The organism is Oceanivirga salmonicida (assembly GCF_001517915.1).
In the GTDB taxonomy this organism is placed as follows: domain Bacteria; phylum Fusobacteriota; class Fusobacteriia; order Fusobacteriales; family Leptotrichiaceae; genus Oceanivirga; species Oceanivirga salmonicida.
The window spans coordinates 1-8461 of the sequence record NZ_LOQI01000066.1; the positions used below are offsets into that span (position 1 = coordinate 1).

General features: G+C 25.4%; 6 protein-coding genes. 5 read left to right on the forward strand and 1 reads right to left on the reverse strand.

Annotated features, from left to right (window positions below):
* Positions 1-179: 179 nt before the first annotated feature.
* From AWT72_RS07205 to AWT72_RS07220, 4 genes are read left to right on the forward strand one after another with little or no spacing between them, the layout of a single operon-like run.
* Positions 180-1229 carry an efflux RND transporter periplasmic adaptor subunit gene (locus AWT72_RS07205; RefSeq protein WP_067143009.1) on the forward strand — a complete coding sequence of 350 codons (1050 nt, stop codon included), beginning with the start codon at positions 180-182 and terminating at the stop codon, positions 1227-1229.
* Complete coding sequence (locus AWT72_RS07210) at positions 1226-1918, forward strand: ABC transporter ATP-binding protein (RefSeq protein ID WP_067143012.1); 693 nt, start codon at positions 1226-1228, stop codon at positions 1916-1918. Before AWT72_RS07205 ends, AWT72_RS07210 begins: the two co-directional genes overlap by 4 nt.
* 1 nt (position 1919) lies before the next feature.
* On the forward strand, positions 1920-3140 hold the full coding sequence (locus AWT72_RS07215) for an ABC transporter permease (RefSeq protein ID WP_067143015.1): 1221 nt from the start codon (positions 1920-1922) through the stop codon (positions 3138-3140).
* A gap of 27 nt (positions 3141-3167) precedes the next feature.
* Positions 3168-4397, forward strand: coding sequence for an ABC transporter permease (locus tag AWT72_RS07220; RefSeq protein WP_067143017.1), 1230 nt, complete (start codon positions 3168-3170; stop codon positions 4395-4397).
* An 84-nt stretch (positions 4398-4481) separates the two neighbouring features.
* On the opposite strand, the gene AWT72_RS07225 is transcribed toward AWT72_RS07220, so the two are convergent.
* Entirely contained in the window at positions 4482-6212 is a 1731-nt protein-coding gene (locus tag AWT72_RS07225) for an amidase family protein (protein WP_067143019.1), read from the reverse strand.
* Positions 6213-6669: 457 nt separating this feature from the next.
* On the opposite strand from AWT72_RS07225, the gene AWT72_RS07230 reads away from it, so the two are divergent.
* Positions 6670-8118: a Na+/H+ antiporter NhaC family protein gene (locus AWT72_RS07230; protein ID WP_067143022.1), complete on the forward strand. Its 1449-nt coding sequence runs from the start codon at positions 6670-6672 to the stop codon at positions 8116-8118.
* Positions 8119-8461: the final 343 nt, after the last annotated feature.

The following is an 8461-nucleotide window of genomic DNA, read 5'->3' on the forward strand; positions in this document are numbered from 1 at the left end:
AGAAAAACAATTAGAATTAAGTCAAAAAGATTTAAAAATTCATCATTTGAAATTAGAATTGGGTAAAATAGATGTTACAACTTACCTAAAAAAAATGGATGAACATAATACAAAAGAATTAGAACTTATAAAAGCAAAAATTAAATTTACAAAATATATATTAGAAAGAGAGAGATAATATGAAAAGAAAAAGTAAGTTAAAAATAATAATTTTAATAATTGCATTTTTAGGAATAGGTGTAACTGCAAGAATGTATTATAATTCAAAAAATCAAAAAATAGCATATAGTAGTGAAAAAGCAACTAAGAGTAATCTTGCATTAAGTTATGACGTTTCTGGAGTAGTAGAAGCCAAAAAAGTTGTAACAGTTTTTTCGAATAATGAAGCAACAGTTGAAAAAATTAATTTTAGAGAAGGAGAACAAGTTAAAAAAAATGATACTCTATTAATTCTAAAAGGCAATCAATATGATACGAAAAAATTAAACATTGAACAAGCAGAAGCAATTTTAGCATTAAAAGCAAAAGAATATGAAGATGCTAAAGCGCTATATGAAGTAGGTGGTATATCAAAAGATGGATTAGAATTGGCATTGTTAGAATATAAAGAAGCTTTAACAAAAACTAAGTTAAATAAGAATGAATATGTTAAATTTGATAAATATATTAAATCTCCTATATCAGGTGTAATACTAGAAAGTAATGTCGATGCAAATTTTACTATTGATAAAAGAAAACCATTATTTAAAATAGCAGACACTGAAAATTTACAAATAAGTTTAGAAGTAGCAAATTCTAGTGCTAAAAATATTAAGGTTGATCAAAATGTTACTGTAGTATCTGAATCACTTGAAAATGGGAAAGTTTTAAATGGTAAGGTTAAAAGTGTATCAAATATAAGTTTTAAAAGTAGTAAAAGTAATGAAAATATAACAAAGGTTTTAGTAGAATTAGAAGATTATGCTAATTTAAAACCTGGTGATTATGTAGAAGCTAATATTATATATAAGAATATAGAAGATCAAATAATAGTACCATTCCAATATATAATAAATAAAGATGGTAAAAACTATGTATATATAAACAAAAATAATACAGTTGAAATGAAAGAAATAGTATTAGGAGATAATGATGGTATTAATTTTGAAATTAAAAGTGGTATAAATGAAAATGATGAATTGATATATAATGTTAATAATACATACAAAGTAGGAGATAAGATAAAATGATATATGTTAATAATTTAAAGAAAACATATAAGACAGGTAAGTTATCAGTTGAAGTATTAAAAGGTATAAATTTAGAAGTAACTAAGGGTGAATATGTTTCAATAATGGGGCCATCTGGTAGTGGTAAAAGTACCTTATTAAATATGTTAGGTTGCCTAGATGTTTTAACTTCAGGAACATATACATTAGATGATGCGAATATACAAGATTTAAATGATGATCAATTATCAATAGTAAGATGCAAAAAAATAGGTTTTGTATTTCAATCATATAATTTATTACCTAAATTAACTGCAAAAGAAAATGTAGAATTACCTGCAATGTATAAGGGAGTTAAGCATTCCGAAAGAGCAAAAAAGGCAGAAGAGCTTTTAGGACTGGTCGGTCTAAACGATAGAATTAATCATAAGCCGAATGAATTATCAGGTGGACAAAAGCAAAGAGTGGCAATAGCAAGAGCATTAATAAATGACCCTAAAATAATTTTGGCTGATGAACCAACTGGAAATTTAGATTCAAAATCTAGTGAAGAAATACTACAAATTTTTAGAAAATTGAATGATAGTGGTGTTACAATAATAATGGTAACACATGAAGAAGACGTAGCAGAACATACTAAGCGTATAGTTAGACTAAAAGATGGACTAATACATAAAGATGAGTTAGTAAAAAATAGACTAGGAGTATAAAATGAATATTTTAGAAATTGTAAAACTATCATTGGCAAACTTACTAAGTTTTAAATTTAGATCTTTTTTAACTATGTTGGGTATAATAATGGGAATAGCATCAGTAGTCTTATTATCATCATTAGGTGCTGGTTTTCAAAAAAAATTACTTTCAAATGTACAAGTAGCATTATCAAAAGTTGTAATAGTGCAAATTGATCAAAAATATACAAGAACAAACGATTTTAAAAGAACTGATTATTTCACAAAGAAAGATGAAATAATTTTTGAAAAAATTGAAGGTAATGACAAATCCTCTTTATTTTTACAAACAGGTGCTTTAACAAGTGATACAAGTAAATTTGCACAAATTGAAGGTATTAATGACAAATATTTCAGTATATTTTCTAAAAGAATTATTGAAGGTAGAAAGTTTAATGAAATTGATTATAATTCATACAATAAGGTTGTAATAGTGTCATCACTTACTGCTAAAAGATTATTTAAAAATGAGAGTGCTATAGGAAAAACTATCTCACTTAATGATTTTAATGGTAATTTTATGGGTAAATATAAAATTGTAGGTACATATAATGGAAATATGGATGACCAATATGATTTAACAAAAGAAGCAACGCCTTATGAAGTATTAATGCCTGCTAATGAATTTACAAGAGCAACTGATAATAGAGATAAAATAACTTCAATTATTACAATTAGTATAAAAGATGTTAAAAAAATAAAAAAACAAGTTGAGTTGATAAAGAAATATTTGGAAAAAAGAGGTTCTAAAAAAGACTTGTATACTGTAAAACCTGGTAGTGAAGAGTTAAAAAATATAACAAATATACTTGATAAGATAGAAGGATTTGTAAATTTAGTAGCATCTATATCTATAATAGTTGGTGGAGTAGGTGTTATGAATATAATGTTAGTTAGTGTTAAAGAAAGAATAACAGAAATTGGACTTAGAAAAGCAATAGGTGCTAAAAATAAAGATATAAGAAGACAATTTTTAATTGAAACCATGATACTTACAATTATAGGTGGATTTATAGGTATGTTGCTTGGTTATGGAATTGCATTTATAATAGGAATAAGTTTAAAGATAATACCTATATTAAAATTAGACATAATTATGACAGCATTTATAGTATCAAGTTTAACTGGTTTAATATTTGGTATATACCCAGCAAAACAAGCTTCAAAATTATCACCTATGGAAGCTTTAAGAAAAGAGTAATAACAATTAAAATATGAAAGGCAAAATATGAATATTATTGAGATTATAAAATTATCATTAGAAAATTTAATGAGTTTTAAATTTAGATCTTTTTTAACCATGCTAGGTATAATAATGGGAATAGCATCAGTAGTTTTATTATCATCACTGGGTGCTGGTTTCCAAAAGAAATTATTATCAGAAGCACAATTAGCAACTTCAAAAATAATAGTTGTAGATTTTGACCAAAAATATAGAACTTCGAATGATATAAAAGAATCTGATTATTTTTCACCAAAAGATGAATTAATTTTTGAAAAAATTGATGGTGTTGATAAAGCAATACTATGGGATCAAGATGCTGCATTAATAGGAAATTTTGGTGAAGAAGCTGGAAAATATATAATTTTTCAAGGAGCAAAAGATAAATATTTTTCAACTTATTCTAAAATAAATTTACAAGGTAGAAAATTTCTTGAAAGTGATTATAATTCAGACAATAAAGTAATAATGATATCAGATAATACAGCAAAAAAAATATTTAAGTTTGAAAATCCACTTGGTAAAACGATAGTATTAAATAATTTTGATGGAAGTCTTATAGGTAAATATAAAGTTATAGGTGTATATAATGGAAATCTTGATGACCAATCTACTTTATTCAGTGATTTACCATTTGAAGCATTATTACCATTTAATGAAGTTGTTAGAATAACTAATAACCGTAGTAAAACTTTTTCTAGTATTAATGTTAAAGTTAATAATATTAAAGAAATAAAAAAAGTTACTGAAGATATTAAAAAATACTTAGAGAAACGGGGCTCAAAAAAAGACTTATATAGTGTAAAACCATTTAGTGAAAATTTAAAGCAAATAACAGATATATTAGATAAAATTGCATTATTCATTAATTTAGTAGCATCCATATCAATAATAGTTGGTGGAGTAGGTGTTATGAATATAATGTTAGTTAGCGTTAAAGAAAGAATAACAGAAATTGGGCTTAGAAAAGCAATAGGTGCTAAAAACAAAGATATAATGACACAGTTTTTAATTGAAACTATGATACTTACAATTATAGGTGGACTTATAGGTATGTTGCTTGGTTATGGAATTGCATTTATAGTGGGAATTTATTTAAATGTCTTACCTATATTAGAAATTGGTATAATTACAACAGCATTTATAGTATCAAGTTTAACTGGATTAATATTTGGTATATATCCAGCAAAACAAGCATCTAAATTATCGCCAATGGAAGCATTAAGAAAAGAATAAAAATATGAATATATAAAAAGAAGAAGCCTTTTGAGAACAGAGTATGGTTCTGTAATGGCTTCTTTTTATATACTTAAATTTTATTTATTTTGTTTTCAAATAAGATTTTTGTAGTTTTTTAGTAATTTTATCAACTCTATCTTGATTTTTTTTGTTATTAATATTATTTTCAACACTATTATCATTTAATTCAGTGTATGCTATTTTTAAAATCTTTTTCATATTTTTATTATCGCTAGCATTTAAAATTTCATTTAAAAGTTTTGATTTATCGACATGTGATAATATTTCACGACGCATTTCAAACATATGATTTTTTTCTAAATATTTAGCAAATAATATTAGGTTTTGATCTTTACCTTCTCCAGCAGATAACATAACACCTAGTGGTAACCCATTTTTAGTCATATATACTGGTAAACTAATAGCTGGCTCTTTTGTCATATTAAACATTACAGGGAAAGGTGTATTTTTTAACATAGGTTCCCATTGATCAAAAAATATTTGTAAACCTGTTTTATAGTCTATTTTATCACTTTCAATATTAAGTAATTTATCAACCATTTCTTTTTCGATTACACCATCATAAATATCATTAGTTGTAGAATTTTTAGGAGCTATATATGAATTTGTTGGTGTTATAAGTATAGTATTGTCATTATGTATTTCTTTTAATTTGTTTATTAAGTTTTGATAATCTGGAGTACTTTCTCTTTTTTTGATGTCTGCAACTAGTTCTTTTTTATATTTTTTATAAAATTTCCAAATTGCATAATCTAATGGATCTATTTTGTTTATATCAACATTTTTTTTATTTAATAACTGCCCTATTTTTTTACCAAATACTAACATATTATACGTGTATTGTCTAAGCATTGCTCTACCATCAACAGGCCATTTAATTTCTTCAACTTCAAATCCTTTGCTTTTTAAAAATTTAACTGTTTTTAATACTGCAATTTTAGCATCTTTTGATACTGGTGTTCCCATTGGAGAATCAAGAATATATTTAATTTTCATATTTTTAATTTGTTCCAAATTACCATAATCTTTGCTCTTTAATAAATTCTTATCAAGTTTTTCAGTTTTTTCACTATTTAAAAAGAATTCTTTTGTATCATCAGCAGTTTTAGTTATTGCAAATTTTGAAAATGAACCACTTGTTTTTAAACCTATTAAGCCATTCCAAGAAGAAGGTATTCTAATACTACCACCAATATCAGAACCACTTGCAATACTTACCATACCTGATGAAATAGCAGCAGCACTACCACCACTTGAACCACCTGGATTTCTAGTAATATCAAAAGGGTTAGAACTAATACCAAATTTATGTGATAATGTTACATTTCTCATACCAAGTTCTGGATAAGAAGTAGCTCCTAATATTACCAAACCCATTTTCATATAGTCTTTTGCAACTGAACCATTTTCTACTGCAGGTTTTGTATCACTTAAAGCAACAAGACCCGTTGTATCACCTAAACCTTTTAATTGTTCCATACCTTTTAATACAGTAGGAACACCTGCAAACGGCATGTTTTTAATTCTAATATCGTTATTTTTAACCATTGAATCTATAGTTTTGGCATGGTTTAGTGCAGAATTTTTATCGATATATATTATTGCATTTAATTTTGGATTTTCTTTCTCGATAATACCATATGCAACATTGACTAATTCAACACTTGTAGTTTTTCCATTTTTGACCATATTTGCCAATTCTAATGACGATTTTTGCATATATTCTTTTTCACTTATTGCAAATGAAATAAGAGCAGAACATATAGCTAACAAACTTAATAATTTTTTCATATAATTACCTCCTAAGCATATTATACATTCAATATTAAAAATATCAAATATATGAATTTTTAACATGTTTATTTTAAAGATTTGTTATATTTATGACATAGTTATTAACATATTTTTTCATTATATGAAAAAAATAAATTATTTATTTTTGATATTTTAAAAATATGCTATAATATACTAAAATGTTTTTAGGGGTTAGGATGATAAATATATTAAAAAGAGCTTATAAAATATAATTTATTTAATCATATAAAATAAAATAGTAAACTTTATAAAGTACCTAAATACATTGATGATATAAAAGTTTTTATTTATGAAATGAATAAAAAAAGAAATAATATATACCCTTTGGCTTATGAAAATTGTTAACATAATCTAAATGATTTATATAATAAGGTATATGAATATAAAACAACTAATGATATAATAAATTATTAAAAAATTAAAAGGTGGAAGAATGAAAAATATATTTAAATTAAGCCCTATTATAATAATGGCAAGTCTTATGATTACCGGCTATGATGCACTTATAGTAGCACCTATTGCAACCATATATGCATGTGTTATAGCAGTAATTTTTACAAAAATGAAATTTAATGATGTTATTGAAGCAGCTATATCAAGTGTAAAAGAAATACAAATAGCATTATTTATACTTATGGTGGCATATGCGTTAGCCGAAGTATTCATTCATACTGGTGTTGGGGCTTCAGTTATAATCTTAGCACTTAAAATAGGTATTAATGCACGATTAGTTGCAGTTGTAGGAGCTGCAGTAACATCGATTTTATCTATTGCAACAGGTACAAGCTGGGGAACATTTGCTGCATGTGCACCAATATTTCTATGGTTAAACCATATAGTAGGTGGAAATGTAGCGTTAACAGTTGCAGCAATAGCTGGTGGTTCATGTTTTGGAGATAATATTGGTCTTATTTCTGAAACAACTATAATAAGTTCGGGAATACAAGATGTAGAAATAATAAGAAGGATTAGACACCAAGGTGTATGGTCAATATTGGTATTACTTACAAGTTTATTTATATTTTATATTTTTGGAATATTTTTAGGTCTAGAAACTAATATTGGAAATGCAAGTGATGCAATTAATCATATACCTAAAAATGTTTTAGCAGAACTTTCAATTAAGAATGCATCTTCAGTTAAACTATTAGAACAAGTAAAAAATGGAGTACCAATTTATATGATAATCCCATTAATAAGTGTATTGTTTCTTGCTTTTAAAGGATATCAAACATTAATTTGTTTATTTTCAGGCATAATAACCGCATATATTCTTGGAAAATATGCAGGAACTGTAATTAATTTAAATAATTATATTTTGATAGTAAAAAATGGTTTTTCATCAGCTGGAAACTGGGTAATAGTCATGATGCTATGGATATCAGCGTTTGGTGGAATAATGCGTAAAATGAATGCATTTGAGCCTATATCTAAATTTGTAATAAAATTTTCGAAATCAGTCAAACAAATGATGTTTTGTAATGGTATATTATGTATTTTAGGAAATGCAGCTTTAGCAGATGAAATGGCTCAAATTGTTACAATAGGTCCTATAACAAGAGAAATAATAGAAGATAATATTGAAGGATCAGAAGAAGACATGTATACGTTAAGACTAAGAAATGCAACATTTAGTGATGCGATGGGAGTATTTGGTTCACAATTAATACCATGGCATGCATATATAGCATTTTATGTAGGTACAGTTAATATAGTTTACCCATTAATTAAAATAACTGCATTAGATATTATAAAATACAATTTTATTGCTATAATAGCAGTTACAAGCATATTAATTTTAACACTGACAGGTTTTGATAAATATATACCATTATTTGGAATACCATCTGAACCGAAAGTAAAATTGAAAGATAAAAAATAAATTAAAAAGTCATTATGAAATATTAATGATTTTTTTTATTATATGAAATTATATAAAACAGAATAAAGTTTTTAAATTATCGGACGTAGTTGATAAGGAATTATTTTTCATTATTATAAGAACAAAATTATAATTATACAGTATTTTGAGAGAATTATAATGGGTAAATAGCGCTAAAAACATATTCAAGCATAAAATATCAACTCAAATACAGTTTAAGGCTAATTTAAGGCATATAATCAGCATAATAATAATTTAAGTGAAATAAATAAACTGAATAAGTCATTTCATAGAATATCTAATTAAAGAATATAAAAAAAAATAAAAAAACAGAATAGAGCTA